This window comes from Kaistella pullorum (assembly GCF_014837035.1).
GTDB classification, from domain to species: Bacteria; Bacteroidota; Bacteroidia; order Flavobacteriales; family Weeksellaceae; genus Kaistella; species Kaistella rhinocerotis.
Window position 1 is genome coordinate 673,088 of sequence record NZ_JACSPS010000001.1, and the last position, 18,958, is coordinate 692,045.

Annotated in this window: 22 protein-coding genes; 8 read left to right on the plus strand and 14 right to left on the minus strand. The window is 43.4% G+C overall.

The window, feature by feature from the left end; genetic code table 11:
* The first annotated feature begins 2 nt into the window (after window positions 1-2).
* Window positions 3-248, plus strand: a complete 246-nt coding sequence (locus tag H9628_RS03190; protein WP_251832667.1) for a hypothetical protein — start codon at window positions 3-5, stop codon at window positions 246-248.
* 23 nt (window positions 249-271) lie between these two features.
* Here the strand turns inward: H9628_RS03190 and H9628_RS03195 are convergent, their stop codons facing one another.
* Window positions 272-1,366 carry an acyltransferase family protein gene (locus tag H9628_RS03195; RefSeq protein ID WP_251832668.1) on the minus strand — a complete coding sequence of 365 codons (1,095 nt, stop codon included), beginning with the start codon at window positions 1,364-1,366 and terminating at the stop codon, window positions 272-274.
* 179 nt (window positions 1,367-1,545) lie between these two features.
* Here H9628_RS03195 and rplU point away from each other — a divergent pair, with 179 nt between their 5' ends.
* Both rplU and rpmA read left to right on the plus strand, forming a co-directional pair.
* A complete protein-coding gene (gene rplU, locus H9628_RS03200) occupies window positions 1,546-1,956 on the plus strand; it encodes a 50S ribosomal protein L21 (protein WP_251832669.1) in 411 nt (136 codons plus the stop codon).
* Between the two features lie 27 nt (window positions 1,957-1,983).
* Window positions 1,984-2,241 carry a 50S ribosomal protein L27 gene (rpmA, locus tag H9628_RS03205; RefSeq protein ID WP_251832670.1) on the plus strand — a complete coding sequence of 86 codons (258 nt, stop codon included), beginning with the start codon at window positions 1,984-1,986 and terminating at the stop codon, window positions 2,239-2,241.
* An 87-nt stretch (window positions 2,242-2,328) separates the two neighbouring features.
* On the opposite strand, the gene thiL is transcribed toward rpmA, so the two are convergent.
* Window positions 2,329-3,381, minus strand: a complete 1,053-nt coding sequence (thiL, locus tag H9628_RS03210) for a thiamine-phosphate kinase (protein WP_251832671.1) — start codon at window positions 3,379-3,381, stop codon at window positions 2,329-2,331.
* 11 nt (window positions 3,382-3,392) lie between these two features.
* Window positions 3,393-3,920, minus strand: a complete 528-nt coding sequence (locus H9628_RS03215; RefSeq protein WP_251832672.1) for an acyl-CoA thioesterase — start codon at window positions 3,918-3,920, stop codon at window positions 3,393-3,395.
* 236 nt (window positions 3,921-4,156) lie between these two features.
* Here H9628_RS03215 and H9628_RS03220 point away from each other — a divergent pair, with 236 nt between their 5' ends.
* Together H9628_RS03220 and H9628_RS03225 are read left to right on the plus strand one after the other, a co-directional pair.
* Window positions 4,157-5,362: a BaiN/RdsA family NAD(P)/FAD-dependent oxidoreductase gene (locus tag H9628_RS03220; RefSeq protein WP_251832673.1), complete on the plus strand. Its 1,206-nt coding sequence runs from the start codon at window positions 4,157-4,159 to the stop codon at window positions 5,360-5,362.
* 60 nt (window positions 5,363-5,422) lie between these two features.
* Window positions 5,423-5,746, plus strand: coding sequence for a bacteriophage spanin2 family protein (locus tag H9628_RS03225; protein WP_251832674.1), 324 nt, complete (start codon window positions 5,423-5,425; stop codon window positions 5,744-5,746).
* Between the two features lie 54 nt (window positions 5,747-5,800).
* Here H9628_RS03225 and H9628_RS03230 read toward each other — a convergent pair whose 3' ends face one another.
* The 7 genes from H9628_RS03230 to rsfS form a co-directional block, all read right to left on the minus strand.
* On the minus strand, window positions 5,801-7,918 hold the full coding sequence (locus H9628_RS03230) for a cation:proton antiporter (RefSeq protein WP_251832675.1): 2,118 nt from the start codon (window positions 7,916-7,918) through the stop codon (window positions 5,801-5,803).
* A gap of 3 nt (window positions 7,919-7,921) precedes the next feature.
* Window positions 7,922-8,473 (minus strand): hypothetical protein, encoded by a 552-nt coding sequence (locus tag H9628_RS03235; RefSeq protein WP_251832676.1) that lies wholly within the window; start codon window positions 8,471-8,473, stop codon window positions 7,922-7,924.
* Window positions 8,474-8,564: 91 nt separating this feature from the next.
* Complete coding sequence (locus tag H9628_RS03240) at window positions 8,565-9,218, minus strand: phosphatidylserine decarboxylase family protein (protein ID WP_251832677.1); 654 nt, start codon at window positions 9,216-9,218, stop codon at window positions 8,565-8,567.
* A 7-nt stretch (window positions 9,219-9,225) separates the two neighbouring features.
* Window positions 9,226-10,095 (minus strand): phosphatidate cytidylyltransferase, encoded by an 870-nt coding sequence (locus H9628_RS03245; protein WP_251832678.1) that lies wholly within the window; start codon window positions 10,093-10,095, stop codon window positions 9,226-9,228.
* Window positions 10,096-10,138: 43 nt separating this feature from the next.
* The gene (locus H9628_RS03250) at window positions 10,139-10,726 is read right to left on the minus strand and encodes an LUD domain-containing protein (RefSeq protein ID WP_251832679.1); all 588 of its coding nucleotides are present in this window, start codon (window positions 10,724-10,726) and stop codon (window positions 10,139-10,141) included.
* A 119-nt stretch (window positions 10,727-10,845) separates the two neighbouring features.
* Window positions 10,846-12,840 (minus strand): ATP-dependent zinc metalloprotease FtsH, encoded by a 1,995-nt coding sequence (ftsH, locus tag H9628_RS03255; RefSeq protein ID WP_251832680.1) that lies wholly within the window; start codon window positions 12,838-12,840, stop codon window positions 10,846-10,848.
* Window positions 12,841-12,886: 46 nt separating this feature from the next.
* The gene (rsfS, locus tag H9628_RS03260) at window positions 12,887-13,252 is read right to left on the minus strand and encodes a ribosome silencing factor (protein WP_251832681.1); all 366 of its coding nucleotides are present in this window, start codon (window positions 13,250-13,252) and stop codon (window positions 12,887-12,889) included.
* A gap of 87 nt (window positions 13,253-13,339) precedes the next feature.
* On the opposite strand from rsfS, the gene H9628_RS03265 reads away from it, so the two are divergent.
* A complete protein-coding gene (locus tag H9628_RS03265; protein WP_251832682.1) occupies window positions 13,340-14,056 on the plus strand; it encodes a biotin--[acetyl-CoA-carboxylase] ligase in 717 nt (238 codons plus the stop codon).
* Here H9628_RS03265 and H9628_RS03270 read toward each other — a convergent pair.
* Genes H9628_RS03270 through H9628_RS03285 form a run of 4 tightly spaced genes read right to left on the minus strand, consistent with a single transcriptional unit; the run spans window position 14,050 to window position 17,374 of the window.
* Complete coding sequence (locus H9628_RS03270; RefSeq protein ID WP_251832683.1) at window positions 14,050-15,144, minus strand: LptF/LptG family permease; 1,095 nt, start codon at window positions 15,142-15,144, stop codon at window positions 14,050-14,052. The genes H9628_RS03265 and H9628_RS03270 overlap by 7 nt on opposite strands.
* A gap of 10 nt (window positions 15,145-15,154) precedes the next feature.
* The gene (tgt, locus tag H9628_RS03275) at window positions 15,155-16,291 is read right to left on the minus strand and encodes a tRNA guanosine(34) transglycosylase Tgt (RefSeq protein ID WP_251832684.1); all 1,137 of its coding nucleotides are present in this window, start codon (window positions 16,289-16,291) and stop codon (window positions 15,155-15,157) included.
* A gap of 1 nt (window position 16,292) precedes the next feature.
* A complete protein-coding gene (locus H9628_RS03280; protein WP_251832685.1) occupies window positions 16,293-16,661 on the minus strand; it encodes a DUF4296 domain-containing protein in 369 nt (122 codons plus the stop codon).
* Window positions 16,658-17,374, minus strand: coding sequence for a polyprenol monophosphomannose synthase (locus H9628_RS03285; RefSeq protein WP_251832686.1), 717 nt, complete (start codon window positions 17,372-17,374; stop codon window positions 16,658-16,660). The genes H9628_RS03280 and H9628_RS03285 overlap by 4 nt, the downstream gene beginning before the upstream one ends.
* 132 nt (window positions 17,375-17,506) lie before the next feature.
* On the opposite strand from H9628_RS03285, the gene H9628_RS03290 reads away from it, so the two are divergent.
* Together H9628_RS03290 and H9628_RS03295 are read left to right on the plus strand one after the other, a co-directional pair.
* Window positions 17,507-18,148, plus strand: coding sequence for a DUF4271 domain-containing protein (locus tag H9628_RS03290; RefSeq protein WP_251832687.1), 642 nt, complete (start codon window positions 17,507-17,509; stop codon window positions 18,146-18,148).
* A 13-nt stretch (window positions 18,149-18,161) separates the two neighbouring features.
* Window positions 18,162-18,902 (plus strand): uroporphyrinogen-III synthase, encoded by a 741-nt coding sequence (locus H9628_RS03295; RefSeq protein WP_251832915.1) that lies wholly within the window; start codon window positions 18,162-18,164, stop codon window positions 18,900-18,902.
* Window positions 18,903-18,958 lie beyond the last annotated feature (56 nt).

An 18,958-nucleotide genomic window follows, 5' to 3' on the forward strand; every position in this document is an offset into this window, starting at 1 on the left:
TTATGAACACGCAATTATTATCAGCAAAGCTCGAAAAATTTGGAATTTTTGTTCTTACATTTTTCTTTAGTGTAATGGCTTTCGCCCAAACCGGTACAAACCCAGATCTGAACGTAGATGTTACCACTACTAAAACTACGACAACTGAGGAATGGTTTACGAACCCGATTTACTGGGTGATTGGAGCCCTGTTGCTTATCATCCTTATCGCAGTGGTAGCGCGCGGTAACCGCAGAGCAGACGTATAATTGCTGCAAAGATTAGAACCGTCTCAGGAAACTGAGGCGGTTTTTTTGCGTAAAAACGCGAGGATTTTCCAGCTCCACGCATCGAATTTTTTTAGCGCGACCGCGATTGCGAAAGCCAAAGCTACATTGATGAGGTAAATTAAAATCATCAAAACCCACCACGGCATTGAATCCTGCAACGGAACTGCGATAAAATAAACCAAGGACGAAGAAATTCCCTGCGCAAAATAAAAGAATATCGCATTCTTACCGATAAATGTGACAATGGATTCTTTGCTGATTTTCAATCGGTTGTACAAAACGAAAAGTGTAACCAGCGAGAAAGATGACCAAAAGATGTAAAGCAATTTCGGCGGAAATTTCGCTTTGTTCATGCGCATTAAAAGCTCTTTGCCTTCAGTCAAAAATATAAATGCAAGAATTAAAATCAGGGTTCCGTAGAGAAGAGGAACTGTTTTAGTTGGAATCTTTTTTCCTTTCAGTTTATTCGCCATCAGGAAAATTCCCAAATAAAAAGCAACATAACTTACCTGACCAGTCGGGTAATAATGGGGGAACACATTAAATAGAAGTGTGAGGCCGAAACACAGCGTGATGAACCAATTGATATGTTTTGGGAAAAAGCGGATGATCAAAACGCCGAAAACTGTCAGGATAAAATACACTTTGAGGTACCAGAAACTTCCCATAACTACAGGGAAAGTGTCTGCGTTTGTGTATTGATGCAGATACCAGTTGCCAAGATTCTGCCACTGGGGAACATCTGAAATGCTTTGCGGGACGTACTTAGAACCAAACGTGGAATAGAAATCCTGCATCCAGGCGAGTCCGAAAACGTTTAGCCCCAAAACTTTAAAGAGGTAATCCAAAAAGAAAAGCAGCGTCACGAAAATCATGAAAGTGATTTGCAGCTTCAACAAGCGGTAGAGGGTTTTTTCGACATTTCCGCCGGAGGTTAGTCCGCTCAGGGCATAGAAAAGCGGTACATCGATTAAAAGTGAGAGCACGCGCAATTCTGTCGGCACATAAAACTGTCCGGACCAGAACACGGTATGTATAAAGATGATTGAAAGCGTGGCGAAGCCTTTGGCAAAATCAATATAGAGATCTCTTTTCATGTAAATTGAATTGATCAAATTTAATTAAAAATTGGTCTTAGCGGCGATGTAGCGAACTTAAATTCAGGGATAAAGACGTTATTTTGAAGAATTTACCGCATAATCTATTTCCAATGATTTGTAAATCAGAAATATTTCTTATTTTTGCACCTCGAATTAACTAACAAAACTTATAAACAATGTTTGCAATTGTAGAAATAGCAGGGCTTCAATACAAAGTTGAGCAAGACCAAAAGTTGTTTGTAAACCGTTTGAAAGGAGATAAAGGAGGAAAAGTTTCTTTCGATAAAGTTCTTCTTACTGTGAACGGTTCTACAACAATCGGCGCCCCAGCTGTAAGCGGTATCACGGTAGATGCCGAAATCCTTGACCACGTAAAAGCTGACAAAGTAATCATCTTCAAGAAAAAAAGAAGAAAAGGTTACGAGAAAAAAAACGGTCACAGACAGTCTTTAACTCAGATCGTTATCACCGGTATCACTGGTTTCGATAACAAGAAAGAGAAAAAAGCAGCAGCTCCGAAAGCTAAAAAAGCAGCAGCTACTGAGCCTGCAGCAACAGAAACTCAAAACAGCGAAAGCGCTGAATAATTTTAAACCAAAAAACCTTAAAATAAAATGGCACACAAAAAAGGAGTTGGTAGTTCCAAAAACGGTAGAGAATCTCATTCCAAGAGACTTGGTGTAAAGATTTTCGGAGGTCAGGACGCTATTGCCGGCAACATCATCGTGAGACAAAGAGGTACGCAACACCACCCGGGTGAAAACGTGGGTATGGGTAAAGACCACACACTTCACGCTTTGGTAGACGGAAAAGTAGTTTTCAGAAAGAAAGCAAACAACAGATCTTTCGTATCTATTGAACCAAACGCATAATTATTACTGCGTCCCGAGTAAAATCGGATCATAAACTAAAATCCCCGTTTCAGATGAAGCGGGGATTTTCATATGTAAATGTTTTCTTTATTTGTTCAGGAAGGCATCCCAACCCTGAGCATTCAGCGCAATCAGTTCATTGCTGCCACGCGCTACCAGGAAGTTTCCCTGCTCCAAATCTACGGTGTGACCGATAATGCTGAAATCCGGATGATTTCTGATTTTTTCAAAATCTTCCGGCGAGATTGTAAACAGCAGCTCGAAATCTTCACCACCATTCAATGCGCACATCACAGGATTTAAATTCAGTTCCTCCGCCGTAGAAATCGTCAGCGAATCCATTGGGATTTTATCTTCGTACAATCGGAAACCCACTTTGCTTTGGTCAGACAAATGCAGAATCTCCGAAGAAAGACCATCCGAAATATCAATCATAGAAGTTGGCTTTACACCGAGTTCCTCCAAAGTTTTCTTGATATCTGTGCGGGCTTCAGGTTTAAGCTGGCGTTCCAGGATATAATCATAACCTTCCATTTCAGGCTGCATATTTGGATTGGCTAAATATACAGAGTGCTCACGCTCCAGAATCTGCAAACCTAAATAGGCGCCGCCCAAATCTCCCGTTACAACAAGTAAATCATTGACCTTCGCGGTACTTCTTTTCACGATTTTATCTGAATCTTCCAGGCCCATTGCGGTGATGCTCATCACCAAACCGGATGTCGAACTCGTGGTGTCGCCACCTACAAGATCCACATTATAACGTTTGCAGGCCAAAGCGATACCTTCATAAATCTCCTCCAAAGCTTCTACTGGAAAACGGTTTGAAACTGCCAGCGAAACCAGGATCTGCGTTGGTGTAGCATTCATTGCAGCTATATCACTGAGATTCACCACCACTGCTTTGTAACCCAAATGTTTCAACGGCACATAACCCAGGTTAAAATGAACACCTTCTGCAAGCACGTCAGTAGTTACGACCAGTTTTTTCCCCTGGGCATCAATCACCGCGCAGTCGTCACCGATCGAAAGTTCCGTAGAAGCATTCGCAAAACCAAAGTTTTCGGTTAAATGTTTAATGAGTCCGAATTCACCGTATTTCGAAATGGGAGTGAGTTCGGTATTTTTATCTTGGAGCATACTTTTATAGTTTATTGATCTGCGTTTTTGCGCCACGCGAAAGTTCCCTGTTTGTGGAACGCTTCCACATTTTCAGCTTTAAAAGGCAGTTCACGCAGGTCTTCACGCGTCAGCACCTTCGTATTTTCACTTCTGAATTCGTTCATCACTTCCTGGATATCATCCGGCGGCGAAGTAGATTTTCTAAGCATCATATCAATCCAAACGCCGGTTGCTTCGCTGGTTGCGCAGTGCGTACCGTCGGGCAGATAAAATTTATGAAGAAAGCGGTAGATGCTCGCATCTTCACTCATCCCGGAGATTTCAGCTGACACAAAAACGGTTTGATCCGCGTAGATTTCCTTGAAAAACGAATACCTTTCATGCAGGATAACCGGGCCAATTCCCCAGCGGCTCAGTTCTTTAAGTCCCATGTGATGGGTGTTCATGAAAGCCATGCGCGTCTGCGCGCAATAGGCCACGTACGATGAGTTCGCCAGATGTTTGTTCGCGTCGATGTCGCTCCAGCGCACTTCGAATTTATGATGATATATTGACATTTTAATATTTTTTTAGGTTTGGGCAATCCCGCGGCGGCAGCTGGCGCTACCGCCGCGGTCGGGCTTTCCGTTTCAATCTGCGGGCGGCTGGCGCCGCCCGCAGGATTTCCACTGCAATCCCTATTGCGGGTTCGGTTATAATCCCACAATTACGGCACAAAATTAAGCATTAATGATGGGGTAGAAAAACTGTATTTTTGCACTCAGCAAAGGTGATCCGGCGCGGTTTTTTAAGTATGGCAAAGAAGAAAATTATAATCATCGGTGGCGGCGCGGCAGGTTTTTTCTGCGCAGCGAACCTCGATGAAAGCAAATACGACGTGCTCATTCTGGAGCAGAATTCTGATGTTTTGCAGAAAGTGAAGATTTCGGGTGGCGGACGCTGCAATGTTTCACACGCATGCTTTGATCCTCGGGAACTTGTCGGCTTTTATCCGCGCGGCAATAAGGAACTGCTGAGTGTATTCCACAAATTCCAGCCGGGTGACACGATGGATTGGTTTGAGACGCGTGGAGTAGCTTTAAAAATAGAAAATGACAATCGTATTTTCCCCGAAAGCAATTCCTCGCAAACGATCATCGACGCGATGACAAAGGAAGTAAGCCGCAAAAAATTTGAAGTAAAGACGCAAGCCGTGGTTTCTGCTATTGAAAAGACGGGTGAAAAATTTATGGTAAAATCCGGAGCTGGCGATTTCACTGCCGATTATCTCATTTACTGCACGGGAAGTTCGCCGAAATCTTTAAAACTCATTCAGACTTTAGGCCATAAAATTGTCGAGCCTGTTCCGTCATTATTCACATTTAACATTAAAAATGAAACTTTGAAGGATTTGATGGGAACCAGTTTTCCGCATGCTGAAGTTTCAATTCCAGCCTTAAAGGCAGAGGAATCCGGGCCGATGCTGATCACGCATTGGGGACTTTCGGGGCCGGCTATTTTGAAGATTTCTGCCTGGAAAGCCCGCGAGTTGGCTGCGGTGAAATATCAGTTTGAAATCTTTGTCAATTTCCTGGGCATTTCCCGAGACGAAGTTTTAGATCTGTTAAAAGACTACCGGACCCAAAATCCAAAGAAGACAATCGGCGCTTCGAAAATATTCAATATCACCACCAGATTCTGGCACCGCATTCTGTGGTTGTCGAAAGTGAATTTAGATAAAAATATATCCACTTTAACGACAAAAGAAGTCGAAATAATCGTCACGAACCTCTGCGAAAACGTTATGAAAGTCACCGGAAAGTCTACTTATAAGGACGAATTCGTGACTGCGGGCGGCGTGGATCTAAAGGAAATCAACTTTAAGAATATGTCTTCCAAAATTGTAGATGGTCTGTATGTGGCGGGCGAAGTTATTAATATTGACGCAGTTACGGGCGGTTTCAATTTCCAGGCATGCTGGAGTGAGGCGTGGCTAATGGCGCAGGATTTGAATGCATAATTATCTGAAAAAAGTATTTTTCATTTAGGTCTATTTCCTAAATTTGAGTAAATATTAAAAATGAAAAATCTATATTCCATATTTATTGTTTCCCTGGTGCTGCTGATGGTGTCGTGCCAAAGCCGCGTGGTAAGCGTGCAGAAGCCATTCAACAAGAATTCGCTTGAGCTCTACAAACGCTACAGTTTTCAGTTGCAGGATGCAAGTAATATCAGGATGCAGGTCCTTCGCGTAGATGCGGAAAACGTGTACGGAAAAAATAATGATGACGAGCAGATTGTCATCAATGCCTCGGAAATCCGCGAGGTGAAGAAAACCGACCTTTTTTCATCGGTTGCTGTTGCTCTGGCCGCCGTGGCCGCGGTGATTTTCGTGCCGATATAGTCTTTACTTAATTAATATAAAAAAAGGAACCAACTCTCAGAGAAGGTTCCTTTTTTATTTAAATATTTTACCCACGATATTACCGATTTCCATGAAGTCATCGGCATTGCTGATGTCCCTCGAGAGTTTGCCGTACTCTTCCTTGGCATTGCGCGATGGGAAAACCAGCAGGTAATTTCGGCTCGAAAAGTGCGTGTTCAGGTAAGCGGGCACATTCTGCATCTGGGGGAGATAAGAAACCATGCCGCGACGCGCCATGAAGAGCACAAAAGCGTCATCATCTTTCATTTTCTTGAAGACTTTTGGCATCTCTGCCCAATTGCTGAAAACATAAAATGCCGCCTCGATATTGACTTTCTTTTGAATCCGTTCGAGCACTTTTATCGTCTTGTCTTCGCCGAAGAACTCGATTTTTGCACCGGTGCTGCGGGAAATATTCCAAATTTTTAGTAATGAATGAAAGAAACCAGCTTCGAGATGTGCATTATCTGGAAAAACCACCATATATCGTCGGACCGTGGCGATTGGTTGCACGGCATGATACACCAGCGTATTTACGCTAGTGTTCCGCAGATACCCATTGTAGAGGTTATAAACTAAGCTTGTAGAAAAGCCTTTATCAGCGTCTACAGCGAGGATGAGATCCGAAATTTTATGTTCTTTAATAGCATTGCTGATACCGCGCTGCACGTCACTGTCGAATCTTTTTAGCGGCGTGATCTCTACATCTGCGGAAGCACCTATCTTCGACGATTCTTCCAGCAGTTTCACCGCCTTCTTCTCTAAAGATTCATCGGTTTCATCGTCGATGACATTGATCGCGTACAGGTCTTTCGTGTTGTTCTTGGATTTCAGCAGCAACGATAAGTTTGTAATGGGTTCCACGGTAGCGCTGTAGTTTAGCGCCAGCAACAGCCGTTCGTTGTGCGAATCTGTGGCAGCCATCGTATTTTCATTGTCAGTTTCCAGAATTGCCTGTGCGTTTTTCTGTGTGACAAAGGACGAAACGGTGCACGAAACCAGAATCAGCAATATACTTCCGTTCAGAATGCTTTCATTTAAAAGTCGGATGGGTTCGCCAGCGTCAGTCTCCCCGATAATGATGTTATAACCTACAAGCACGGCTGCGAGCGTTGCCGCAGCGGACGCGGAACTTAGTCCAAAAATAATCCCGCTTTCTGCTTTTGTGAATTTAAAAGCGCGCGCTGTGGCTTTTGCGGCGAGATATTTCCCACCGATGGAAACAGAGATCATTACTGCGGCCACCTTTAACGTTTCTAAATCATTAAAGAAAACTTTCACATCGATGAGCATACCGACACTGATTAGGAAAAAGGGGATGAAAATCGCGTTTCCCACAAAATCAATCCTGTTCATCAGCGATGAAGACCTCGGGATGAGCCCATTTAAAGCCAAACCAGCCAGAAATGCACCAATGATAGCTTCTACACCGGCAAGTTCGGCGAGTAATGAGGCAAGATAAATCATTACCAATACGAAAATATATTGTGAGATCCGGTCATCTACTTTCTTGAAAAACCACCGTCCTACAATCGGAAATCCGAAAAGTACGATTAATGCAAATGCCACAATTCCAACAGACATTCTGGTCCAAAAAGCCGAGTTCACTTCGCCAGTCGTCATCCCGACAACTATCGCGAGCACCAAAAGTGCGAGCACATCGGTAATCATGGTTCCGCCAACCGTAGATGTCACAGCGGCGTTCCGTGTAATGCCGAGTTTACTTACAATCGGGTATGAAATAAGTGTATGTGAGGAAAAAAGACTTGAAAATAGAAATGTAGTAAGCCAGTTGAACCCCAGTATATAATGTCCGGCAAGAATTCCGAAGGCAAACGGAAAGAGGAAAGTGAAGGCACCGAAACCTAAACTTTTCCACTTATTCTTTTTAAATTCTGCCAGATCGATTTCGAGACCGGCCAGAAACATGATGTAAAGTAATCCAGTGGTTCCCGTCACCACGATGCTGGCGTCCCGAGTAAGGATGTTGAAGCCGAAAGGTCCTACCGCGGCACCGGCGATGATAAGCCCGAGTAGGTGTGGAACTTTAATCTTGTTTAAAAGCAGCGGCGCAAACAGAATGATAATTAGAACTACCAGGAATTTGAGTACGGGATCTTCAAACGGCAATGTGAAATGTGAAAAATCCATAGATTAATTTTTGGCTTTTTCGAGTTCTACCGAGAATTTTGCAACACAATTGTCTTTACCGGTCAGCTCGCGGCTGCCTTTGAGGCGCGATGAGGCAAGATCCACTAAGGCGAGCGTTATCTTTGAGCGCGACGCGGCTGTGGCACTGTCGGTGGAGGAAAGTGTAAGATCTGTGCCGCTGATGTTTCCGGTGAAATGGCGTTCGCCGCCGGTTTTATTGGTGATTTTTAAACCATTAGGTGAAAATTCCCAGATGTCGTTTCTTGTGTCACCCACCACATGTTCGCTACACGAAGATTCTGTACAGATCATCTTTCCGCTCCATTTACCCATGATTTCTTCCGGCCAAACGGCTTCCGCGGGCATTTTTTCGGCAGTATGTTCGAGGCTGTCGCGCAGTGAGAGCAATTGCTGATAATCTGCTTCTTTTGCCAGAAATTCCTGCTCTTTCAGCGAAAGTGCCTGCTCTCTTTGGGCCAAGTTATCTTCTTTATTTGTATCTGTACAGCTGGCAAACGCCGCGGCTGTCAGTATGTAGATAATTAAATTTTTCATGTCCGATCGGTTAGATGCATTTAAAAATAACAAAAAAAGCCCAGACTGGAAAACCTGGACTTGTTTGGATCATTAACAAGGAAGGAGGAATTTATTCGTTCATGCGCGCGATTACATTGATTCCACCCTTGGTTTTGTCGCCAATCTTGCACAAAATTTCGGTATCAACCGGAAGGAAGACATCCATCCGGGAGCCGAACTTGATGAATCCGAACTCGTGTCCTGCTTTGGCCTGATCGCCCTCGTTACAGTAAAAAACGATGCGTCGCGCTACGTAACCTGCGATTTGGCGAAAGACTATTTTATGATTGGTCTTGCTTTCTACAGCCACAGTGGTGCGTTCGTTATCAGTAGAAGATTTTTCATGCCAAGCTACGAGATATTTTCCGGGATGATACTTTTTATAGATAACCTGTCCCGACACCGGATAACGGCAGATATGCACATTAAGCGGTGACATGAAAATAGAAATCTGGATGGCTTTATCATGCAGAAACTCGCCTTCAAATACTTCTTTTATCATCACCACTTTACCATCTACAGGCGCGATGACATTTTCTTTGTGATCGAGAATATCACGGTTTGGAACGCGGAAAAACCAGAAGACAAGTCCGTAAAGAATAAGGATAGGTACAATAATCAAAAGCGACCACTGTTCAAGGTAATAGACCGACAGAAAGGCGACGATTGCGAATACGATGCTCGCCACGACGATTGTTCCAGTGGACTCTTTGTGTAATTTCATCTGTATGCTAAATAAGATTTTCTAAAACAAAATACAAATATACGACAGGCACACAGATAATAAAACTGTCGAGCCGATCCAGGATTCCGCCATGACCCGGAATAATCTTCCCGGAATCTTTCACGCCAAAAGTGCGCTTCAGCTGACTTTCAACTAAATCTCCCAGCGGCGCAAATACAGCTACCAAAAGCCCAACAATCATCCAGTTTCCACGCAGGTCCGGATGGTACTGTTCGATAAAGAATCCAGCAACCATGGTTAATATCACACCGCCGGCAAATCCTTCCCAAGTTTTTTTGGGCGAAATTTTGGGCGCCATTTTATGTTTTCCGAAAAATTTTCCGGTAAAAAATGCAAAACTGTCACTGCTCCAGATCAGTACAAACAGAAAGAATACTTCGAGCGAAAAATCAGTGGAAGTAAACTGCGGTAAAGCCAGCGCAAAACTGAAAGGAATTGCTGTGTATATGATGGTGAAAATGAGTTTGCCATTGTCATAATAAAGTTCTTTTGAGAACCTGAATAAAGTGACAACGGCAATCACGATTAATGACAGAGCGAGAAATTCGGAGAGGCTATAATTATAATAAAAACCCTGATTAAAAAAGCGGTTGGAGAAGCGGTAAAATACAAATACGATTATGGGGAAAACAACCCATTTTTCCCAGCTTTTTGGGTCAAACTTCATTATTTTCACACATTCCCACGCGCCGGCAAAGAGAAAAAAGGTGATGAGTCCGTAATAGAGATGCTGTTGCTGCACGAGACCTGGTGAGAGCCCGTTGATAAGTTTTGCGCCAAGCGGAGTGGTGCACAGTATCACGAGCAAACCATAGATGGCACCGCCAAACAGCCGTTGTAGTAGATTTTTATCCAAAAGTTTTCTGGGTTAGAATTTGCGAATCAGACTTCAGAAAGCCTTAATCTTCGAGCAAAAGTAAGAAAAGTTTTGTATTGTCCTTATTCGGCGTGTCAAGTTTGGAATTGCTGCCGCTGATTGAGGTAAGATTCCGGATGTTTCCGTCACGTTTTATCTTGCTCATCGCGTCATTCAGATTGGTGACAATCTGCGAGACATTGGCCATGATAATGATCTTCGAAGGAAGGCGTGAAGAATGATAATGCAGAATATTGTGATGCGAGAGCATGATGCGTCCGTCAAAAGCAATTAGATATTCGCAGGTAATCAGTGCACAGTCATTGAAGAGCTCGAGTTCTGTGGTGTAAGGAACATTCACCACATCAAGGAAGTTCTTTAAATCGTGATCCCAGCAGAATACAGATTTTACATCCTCGATCTTAAGTATTTTGTTTAATGTCTGCAGCGCTTCGGCTTCGTCCGCACAATAATTAAAAATTCCGCCGGAGTGGGTGAAAAGCTGAGCGAATTTGTAATCCAAATCAGCGTTTTTCAATTGGTCTCCCAGTTTTACCAAATCCTGTTCCTCATCCTCAGTGGGTTGATTCAGAATTTTTCCGACAATTTTTTTAAAATTAAAGAGACTCAATTTCCTGCTGGTTTGCTGTTATTATTACAAAAATAGAAAATTATTGCATTAAATTTAATAAGAAGAGAAATATCCTGACGACAATCTGAAAACTGCTACCAGGATATTTTATTTAATTGTTAAATCTGTGTTCCAGATTCCGGAGCCTGCACTACGTCAGGCGTTTCGTTCTCAATTACTTGTGTATTTGAAACCGGTCTTTCCGTAAGTTCCGGATCCCAGGCGCGCTGACCGAAAATTTCTTCCAGATCTTCGCGGAATATCACTTCTTTCTCGAGCAATTTTGCGGCTAATGCATCCAGTTTGTCCCGGTTTTCCGCGAGAATGTTGATGGCACGCTGATATTGGGTTTCGATGATCTTTGAAATCTCTTCGTCAATCATCTTCGCCGTCTGGTCAGAATAAGGTTTCCCAAAACTGTATTCAGATTGGCCTGAACTGTCGTAATATGAAATGTTCCCCAATTTATCGTTAAGACCGTAGATCGTAACCATTGCCTGCGCCTGTTTCGTCACTCTTTCAAGGTCTGAAAGCGCTCCCGTGGAGATGTTACCAAAAGTTACCTGCTCGGCTGCTCTACCGCCTAAAGTGGCGCAAAGTTCATCGTACATCTGTTCGGTTGTCGTAAGCTGACGCTCCTCCGGTAAGTACCAAGCCGCACCCAGTGAACGGCCGCGGGGAACGATAGTTACCTTCAGCAAAGGTGCTGCGTGCTCTACCAGCCAGGAAATAGTGGCATGCCCAGCTTCGTGATAAGCAACTCTGCGTTTTTCTGATGGTTTGATGGCTTTATTCTTCTTCTCGAGCCCGCCGATTATTCGGTCTACGGCATCGAGGAAGTCTTGCTTAGTCACAGATTCATGTCCGTTTCGGGCTGCGATAAGTGCAGCTTCATTACAGACATTCGCGATATCAGCGCCGCTGAACCCTGGCGTTTGCTTAGCCAAAAATTCGCGGTCGATGTTATCATCCAGTTTAATTTTAGCCAGGTGAACATCAAATATTTCTTTACGTTCATGCAGTTCGGGTAAATCCACATAGATCGAACGGTCAAATCTTCCCGCACGCATCAAAGCTTTGTCTAGGATATCTGCACGGTTGGTCGCGGCCATCACGATAACGTTGGTATCGGTTCCGAAACCATCCATTTCCGTAAGAAGCTGGTTAAGTGTGTTCTCACGCTCATCATTGCCACCGGTGAAATTTCCTTTACCTCTGGCACGACCGATAGCGTCAATTTCATCAATGAATATAATCGCAGGAGATTTAAGTTTTGCCTGTGCAAAAAGGTCACGCACCCGTGATGCTCCTACACCTACGAACATTTCCACGAAATCTGAACCTGACAGCGAGAAGAAAGGTACTTTCGCTTCGCCGGCTACAGCTTTTGCAAGCAGGGTTTTACCGGTGCCCGGAGGGCCAACAAGTAGAACACCCTTCGGGATCTTACCACCAAGTTTCGTGTATTTATCGGAATTTTTAAGGAAATCTACTACTTCCTGCACTTCTTCTTTCGCTCCTTCAAGACCGGCTACATCTTTAAATGTAATTTGAATCTTATCTTTTTCGTCAAACAGTTTCGCGCGCGATTTCCCAATTGAGAAAATCTGTCCGCCCGGGCTGTTGCCACCACCGCCCATCATTCGGCGAAAGATCACGAAATAGAAAAGTGCCATGATACCGATCCAGAACAAGGCGGTGAAAAGCAGTTCTGTCATCGGGTTTTTACCGATTCCATAATCTTTCTTGGTAGGGAGCGCAGGATTATCTGCTTTTATCTTGTCAAATTTTTCGAGGAAAAGCTGAAGGTCACCAAAACTCAGCGTATAATCGGGTTTCGGTGCAAAATCAAAAGATGAAAACGGGCTGCGCTCCGTCGCTGGCTGCTTGCTGGCTTTTTCGGCTTTGGCAGCTTTTGTAAGGAAAACGTCAGCTTTTTCGGTGTCTTTATAGATCAGTACATCCTCGATTTTTCCCTGCTGAAGCAAGGTGTAGAAACCTTCTTCATCCAGCGTGTTCGCGCCGGAATCGCTGTTCATGTTCGTAAAGAAAATGAGCAATATTGCCGTTATTATAATCGGGAAAAACCAGTTAAAGCCTTTATTTTTATTCATATTTTTCTATAAAAATTTTGACGAAAAAGGATTCCGTCAAATGCAATTAATTATTTTCAATTTTTGTGATCACCGCGTCGCCCCAAAGCTCCTCGATGTCATAATATTCCCTGGTTTGTCTTTGGAAGACGTGCACTACTACTGAAACGTAATCGAGCAGGACCCACAGAGAATTTTCGGTACCTTCTACATGCCAGGGCCGATCCTGCAGTTCATTTCGAACCTTTTTTTCAATATTTCCTGAGATGGCAGAAACCTGAGTATTAGAGTTTCCCGTACAGATGATAAAAGTTTGTGCTACGGAGTTTTCAATTTTTGAAAGATCGAAGATCATGATGTCTTCTCCTTTGGTATCTTGTATTGCTTCTACAATTTTATTGGTAAGCTGTTGTTTGTCAATGTTTTTATTCATTAAAAATTTAATATAGTCTGCAAATTTATTGTTTTTTTATTTAATTTGAGTCACCTTTGCGGCACACTACGTCTTAAAGTTTTCATAATGCCAAGGCCTGTTTTTCTTAAAGAATGCAAATCTACTAACGACGAAATCATAAAATTGATTACGGCATCGCAAAATGATGTCTGCGCAGTTTATACACTCTATCAAACAGCAGGTCGCGGGCAATTTGGCAATACCTGGTATATGCCGCGGGACCAAAACCTCGCGTTCTCGATTGCTGTATCTACAAGATACTTTACGAATCTGCAGCAGTTCGTCAATTTCCGTACCGCGCTGCTCACACGGGATTTAATAGCCAAAATGACCGCTGCACACGTTGAAATAAAGTGGCCAAATGACTTGATTATCAAAAGTAAAAAGATTGCCGGCCTGCTTACCGAAAAGATTAAAGTAGATTCTGAGGAATATTTTATTATCGGGATTGGCGTAAATATTCTTCAGGATGAATTTCCAGGGTTGGGAAAAGCCGGTTCAATATTTACTCAAACAGGCCAAAAGCTTGATCCACATGCATTTGCAGAAACATTATATGCGGAACTGAACCAGAATTTGCGCTGTAGTTTTTCAGTTGAAAATTTGATGAACAGTTTGAATTTAAACCTTTTCAGAAAAAACGAAGTGTCGGTATTTGAAACCGGCGGTACGAGACAAAATGGCATAATCCGGAATGTGGATGCGGACGGATTTCTTTGGGTAGAACTTGAAAACGACGGTTTACAGCGCTTTTTTCACAAAGAAATAGAGTTGCTCTACTGATTGGCTCTTTTAAAATAAAGATAAAGTGCCACCGGCCCGAAAACGAGATTCGGCAGCCACATCGCCAGCAATGGTGGAATAGTTTGGTTCTTTGAAACCACTTTTAGAGCTTCAAACGAAAACACAAACAGAAATGCAAGCGAAATCCCGATGGCTAAGTTAGCGCCAAGGCCGCCGCGCTTTTTCTGCGAGGCGAGTGAAAGACCCAAAAACGTAAGGATAATCACCGAAACAGGCATCGACGTTCTTTGGTGCAACTCATTCAGGTAATTTCCCAGATTTGCATTTCCTTTTTCCTTTTCACGATCGATAAAGCTAATGAGTTCTGGCGTTGTTTTGTTCTGACCCAATAAGACGCCTGGGAAAAGCTCCTCCGGCGGATGGCCGAAAGCTTTCGTCATTACGTCACCGTTACCCAGTTTTTCAGTATCGTTTGTGCGTACGGTCTTCTCCAGATAATTATTCAGTACAAAATGTTGCTTTTTATCATCCCAATTGAATTCATTGGCGATGATCTGGTAGGTCAGTTTCCGGTTTTTATCGAATTTCTGATACATGAAGCCGGATCCGCGCCTTTCTTTTTGGTTGTAGCTTTTGATGAAGATGTATTCAGTTTTCGAAAGCTGTGCCGCAACTTCCACATTTCCAATATATTCCTCACGGGACTTGGCTGAATAGGTATAAGGTTCGAGTTCGTTTTTCTTCACATTGGCGCGCGGAAGCACGAAATGGTTCAAAAGCAGCGCAACACCGGCGATGAAAGTGGACGTGATCAGATAAGGACGCGCAAACCGGTGAAAACTCGCGCCTGAACTGATGATGGCCACAATCTCCGTGTTATTGGCCATCCGCGAGGTAAAGAAAATTACGGATATGAAGACCAGGATCGACATGAAGGTAATGATAAGATTCACAATCCAATACGGATAAAATTCGATCAAAAACTCAGTCACAGAGAAACCATTCGATTCTATTCGCGGAGCTTTGGCCTGAACATCAATGATAAGTACGATCAACGTCAGCAGCCCGAGCATAAATGCAAAAGTGCCGAGGTATTTCTTGATGATATGTAAATCAATGATTTTCATTCAAAAAACCTTAGAGTCGCTGTTTAAGTACCGGAACTACAGAATCTTTCCATTCGTAAAAATCTCCGGCTATGATATGCTGACGCGCCACACGAACCAAATCTAGGTAAAAAGCGAGGTTGTGAACCGACGCGATTTGCTTTGAGAGATATTCTTTCGAAACGAACAGATGCCGAACGTACGCTTTTGAATATTCAGAATCCACATAACTGGTGCCGAACTCGTCGAGCGGTGAAAAATCGTCTTTCCACTTCTCGTTTTTCATATTCATCACTCCTTTCCAGGTGAAAAGCATTGCGTTTCTGGCGTTGCGGGTTGGCATTACACAATCCATCATATCAATTCCGAGACCTATTGATTCCAAAATATTCCATGGAGTTCCTACGCCCATCAGATAGCGCGGCTTGTCTTTTGGCAGGATGTCTGTCACTTCATCTGTGATGCGGTACATTTCTTCCTCAGGTTCTCCCACGGAAAGTCCACCGATTGCGTTGCCTTCTGCATTTTGTTCTGAAATGAATTCGGCTGAGATTTTACGCAGGTCAGAATACGTAGAACCCTGCACGATCGGAAAAAGCCGTTGCTTGTGTCCGTAGATTTCCGGGTTTTCTTCAGTCCATTCAATGCAGCGTCTGAGCCAGCGATGCGTCATTTCCATCGAGGTTTTGGCTAAATTGTACTCACAAGGATAAGGCGTACATTCATCAAAAGCCATAAATATATCTGCGCCGATCTGTCTTTGGATCTCCATCGATTTTTCGGGTGAGATGAAATGCGTGCTGCCGTCAATGTGCGATTTGAATCTCACGCCTTCTTCGTTCAGTTTCCTCGATTTTGAAAGTGAAAAAACCTGGTAACCACCGGAATCAGTAAGGATCGGTAAATCCCAGTTCATGAACTTGTGCAAGCCGCCTGCCGCCTGCATTACATCCATTTTAGGTCTAAGATTCAGGTGATAGGTATTTCCAAGTATGATCTGTGCTTTGATGTCATCGCGCAATTCGCGTTGATGTACTGTTTTTACAGAAGCTACGGTGCCCACAGGCATGAAGATCGGGGTCTGAATGGTACCGTGATCGGTAGTGATGAGGCCGGCGCGCGCCTTGCCGGTGGTGGTTTTATCTATTTTGAAGAATGGGTCTGTCATATTATTTTTCGAGTACAGTAGTCGTGTTGTTTTCTTTAATTTTTTTTCTGATGTATTCGGCGGCTTTTGGGTCTTTGTCCAAAATTATCTCCTGCGCATCATCTAATATTTTATCGAGTTCGCCGGTGGCGAGGTAATATTCATAACTTTCATTGAAGTCGGCGGCCTTTATTTTTTGCTCTTTCAGTACGAAACGGGCCGCGTTTTCGGTATTTGTTCCGGGAATGTAGTTGTTGAGTTGATCCGTCAGCGCCAGTTCGGCGATGATCTCAGCCATCTGGTCTTTAGGCAATAGCTTTTTTGGAGGCTGAACCAATTCGGAACAGCTCATCAGAAAAAACATTAAGAATAAATAATGAAAAAGCTTCATAATTTGCCCAGCCATGATTTAAGTTTAAGGTTTAAAACGCCAAAAACCGCTTCGTGAATGATTCCGCCATGCATTTTGCTCGCGCCGAGTTCGCGGTTTGTAAAGATGATCGGCACTTCCACGATCTGAAAACCTTTTTTGTACGCGCGGTATTTCATTTCAATCTGAAAACCGTAACCTTTAAGTTTAATATCATCCAAACCGATATTTTCCAATACACGTCTGGAGAAACACACGAAACCCGCCGTAGTGTCATGCACCGGAATACCGAGGATAAAACGCACATATTTCGAAGCAAAATAAGACAGCAGTACGCGACCCATCGGCCAGTTCACTACATTTACCCCTTTTGAATATCGGGAACCGACGCTCATATCGGCATTCAGGCAAGCTTCAAACAACCGTGGAAGATCCTTTGGGTTATGTGAAAAATCCGCATCCATCTCAAAAACATAGTCGAAACCGTGTTCTAATGCCCAACGGAATCCGTGCAGATACGCTTTACCGAGCCCGTCCTTTACCTGGCGGACACTGAGGTGAAGCCTTTCGGGATAAACCGCCTGCAGTTCCTGTACGATCTTTGCGGTGCCATCCGGAGAAGAATCGTCTACCACTAAAATATCAAATTCCATTTCCAGCGAAAAAACGGCCGAAATGATCTGCGCGATGTTTTCTTTTTCGTTGTAGGTCGGGATTATAACCAGTTTCTTCATCCGTGTAAATAATTTGCAAAGATAATCTTTTCCCGCTTTGCTGATGTTGCCACTGAAGCTTGCCATTTATCTAAGACCAAACGAAGGGCTGCGGTTTGCCTGCGAATGCTTACTTTTGCAAAAAAATACAAATTGATACGCCTCGCGCAGGATAACGATTGGGTTATACTTCTTATTACAGGCTGCATTTTCCTGCTCCTGTTCATGCTGCGGTCTCTTCAGCGCGAGTCTTCGTTACCCGAGTTTTTGCTGCAGAAATTTCCCGATGCTACCAATAGCTTTCTCAGTTGGGCAACCATCAGCGTCGTCTATTCACTGATGTTTGCGACGGCGCTGTCTCAATTCATACCTATAGTGCCAAAATTTGTACGGCAATTTCCGTTTTTTGGCTATGAGCTCAATAAATTCGGTTTTACCCTCATCATTGTTTCAATTTTTTATCTGTTACGGACCGGACTCGGTTTTCTGCTTTTCGCCGGAACAGGCGCATCGCGCAGGTGGGAGCGGTTTTATTTTACAGCGGGTAAGTTCTATTTTGTCTTTTCGGTTTTGCTTATCATCTTAAATGTGGCTCAGTTTTACGTGATTACAGACCGGGATTCCTTCTTTATGTTTTCTATAATCCTGTTTCTGGCGATGTTCATATTTAAAAATATATTTTATCTGATGCAGCCTGAAGCTATACTGCCTCAAAAATGGTATTATAAATTTTTGTATATTTGCACCCTCCAAATTGTACCTGTTTTGGTACTGTGGAAAGTCTTATTTGTTTAACAAATTATTGATGATGAAAATAAAATCTATACTTGTTTCACAGCCTGCTCCGAATGAATCTTCTCCGTATCTCGAGATGGCTAAAAAGGAAAAAATCAGGATTGATTTCAGGCACTTCATACATGTTGAAGGCGTGGATGCGAAAGAGTTAAGGACGCAGAAGATTGATCTTTCTCATTTCACCGGAATTATTTTCACCAGCAAGAACGCGATTGATCATTATTTCCGTCTGGCTGAAGAGATGCGCTTTGCCGTGCCGGATTCTATGCGTTATATCTGCCTTTCTGAGGCGATTGCCAACTATCTTCAGAAACATATAGTTTACCGCAAACGCAGAATCTCTTTTGGTGAAAGAACTTTTGCCGATCTGTTGCCGCTCTTCAAGAAGTTTCCGTCTGAGAAGTATCTTTTGCCTTCGGGGGAAACGGTGAGTCCGGACACGCTGAAAGTTTTGGAAGCAGCCGGGATAGAGTGGTCTCCTGCCACAATGTACCGCACGGTAAGCAGTGACCTGAGCGATATCTCGATTGACGAATATGATATGTTGGTGTTTTTTACGCCGCAAGGTATCCGTTCGCTGCGCTCGAACTTCCCGAATTTTGAACAGGGCGATACCAAAATCGCTGTTTTCGGTAATGCAACTGAGCAGACTGCAAAAGACGCCGGTTTACGTGTAGACGTGATGGCGCCAACAAAAGAAAGCCCGTCTATGACGATGGCCATTGAGAAGTTCATAAGGGCGAGCAACAAATAGATTGCATCGTCATGATATACAGGCTGTCTTTTTCAATGGATTAAGGCAGCTTTTTG

Coding starts and splice junctions, on each gene's coding strand:
- H9628_RS03215 (WP_251832672.1), bottom strand. CDS start 3,920: ATGTCAATATATCATCATAAATTCGAAGTGCGCTGGAGCGACATCGAC.
- H9628_RS03295 (WP_251832915.1), top strand. CDS start 18,162: ATGAAAATAAAATCTATACTTGTTTCACAGCCTGCTCCGAATGAATCT.
- H9628_RS03195 (WP_251832668.1), bottom strand. CDS start 1,366: ATGAAAAGAGATCTCTATATTGATTTTGCCAAAGGCTTCGCCACGCTT.
- H9628_RS03225 (WP_251832674.1), top strand. CDS start 5,423: ATGAAAAATCTATATTCCATATTTATTGTTTCCCTGGTGCTGCTGATG.
- H9628_RS03220 (WP_251832673.1), top strand. CDS start 4,157: ATGGCAAAGAAGAAAATTATAATCATCGGTGGCGGCGCGGCAGGTTTT.
- H9628_RS03285 (WP_251832686.1), bottom strand. CDS start 17,374: ATGAAGAAACTGGTTATAATCCCGACCTACAACGAAAAAGAAAACATC.
- thiL (WP_251832671.1), bottom strand. CDS start 3,381: ATGCTCCAAGATAAAAATACCGAACTCACTCCCATTTCGAAATACGGT.
- H9628_RS03240 (WP_251832677.1), bottom strand. CDS start 9,218: ATGAAATTACACAAAGAGTCCACTGGAACAATCGTCGTGGCGAGCATC.
- H9628_RS03190 (WP_251832667.1), top strand. CDS start 3: ATGAACACGCAATTATTATCAGCAAAGCTCGAAAAATTTGGAATTTTT.
- rsfS (WP_251832681.1), bottom strand. CDS start 13,252: ATGAATAAAAACATTGACAAACAACAGCTTACCAATAAAATTGTAGAA.
- H9628_RS03280 (WP_251832685.1), bottom strand. CDS start 16,661: ATGAAGCTTTTTCATTATTTATTCTTAATGTTTTTTCTGATGAGCTGT.
- rpmA (WP_251832670.1), top strand. CDS start 1,984: ATGGCACACAAAAAAGGAGTTGGTAGTTCCAAAAACGGTAGAGAATCT.
- H9628_RS03235 (WP_251832676.1), bottom strand. CDS start 8,473: ATGAAAAATTTAATTATCTACATACTGACAGCCGCGGCGTTTGCCAGC.
- tgt (WP_251832684.1), bottom strand. CDS start 16,291: ATGACAGACCCATTCTTCAAAATAGATAAAACCACCACCGGCAAGGCG.
- H9628_RS03265 (WP_251832682.1), top strand. CDS start 13,340: ATGCCAAGGCCTGTTTTTCTTAAAGAATGCAAATCTACTAACGACGAA.
- H9628_RS03230 (WP_251832675.1), bottom strand. CDS start 7,918: ATGGATTTTTCACATTTCACATTGCCGTTTGAAGATCCCGTACTCAAA.
- H9628_RS03270 (WP_251832683.1), bottom strand. CDS start 15,144: ATGAAAATCATTGATTTACATATCATCAAGAAATACCTCGGCACTTTT.
- rplU (WP_251832669.1), top strand. CDS start 1,546: ATGTTTGCAATTGTAGAAATAGCAGGGCTTCAATACAAAGTTGAGCAA.
- ftsH (WP_251832680.1), bottom strand. CDS start 12,840: ATGAATAAAAATAAAGGCTTTAACTGGTTTTTCCCGATTATAATAACG.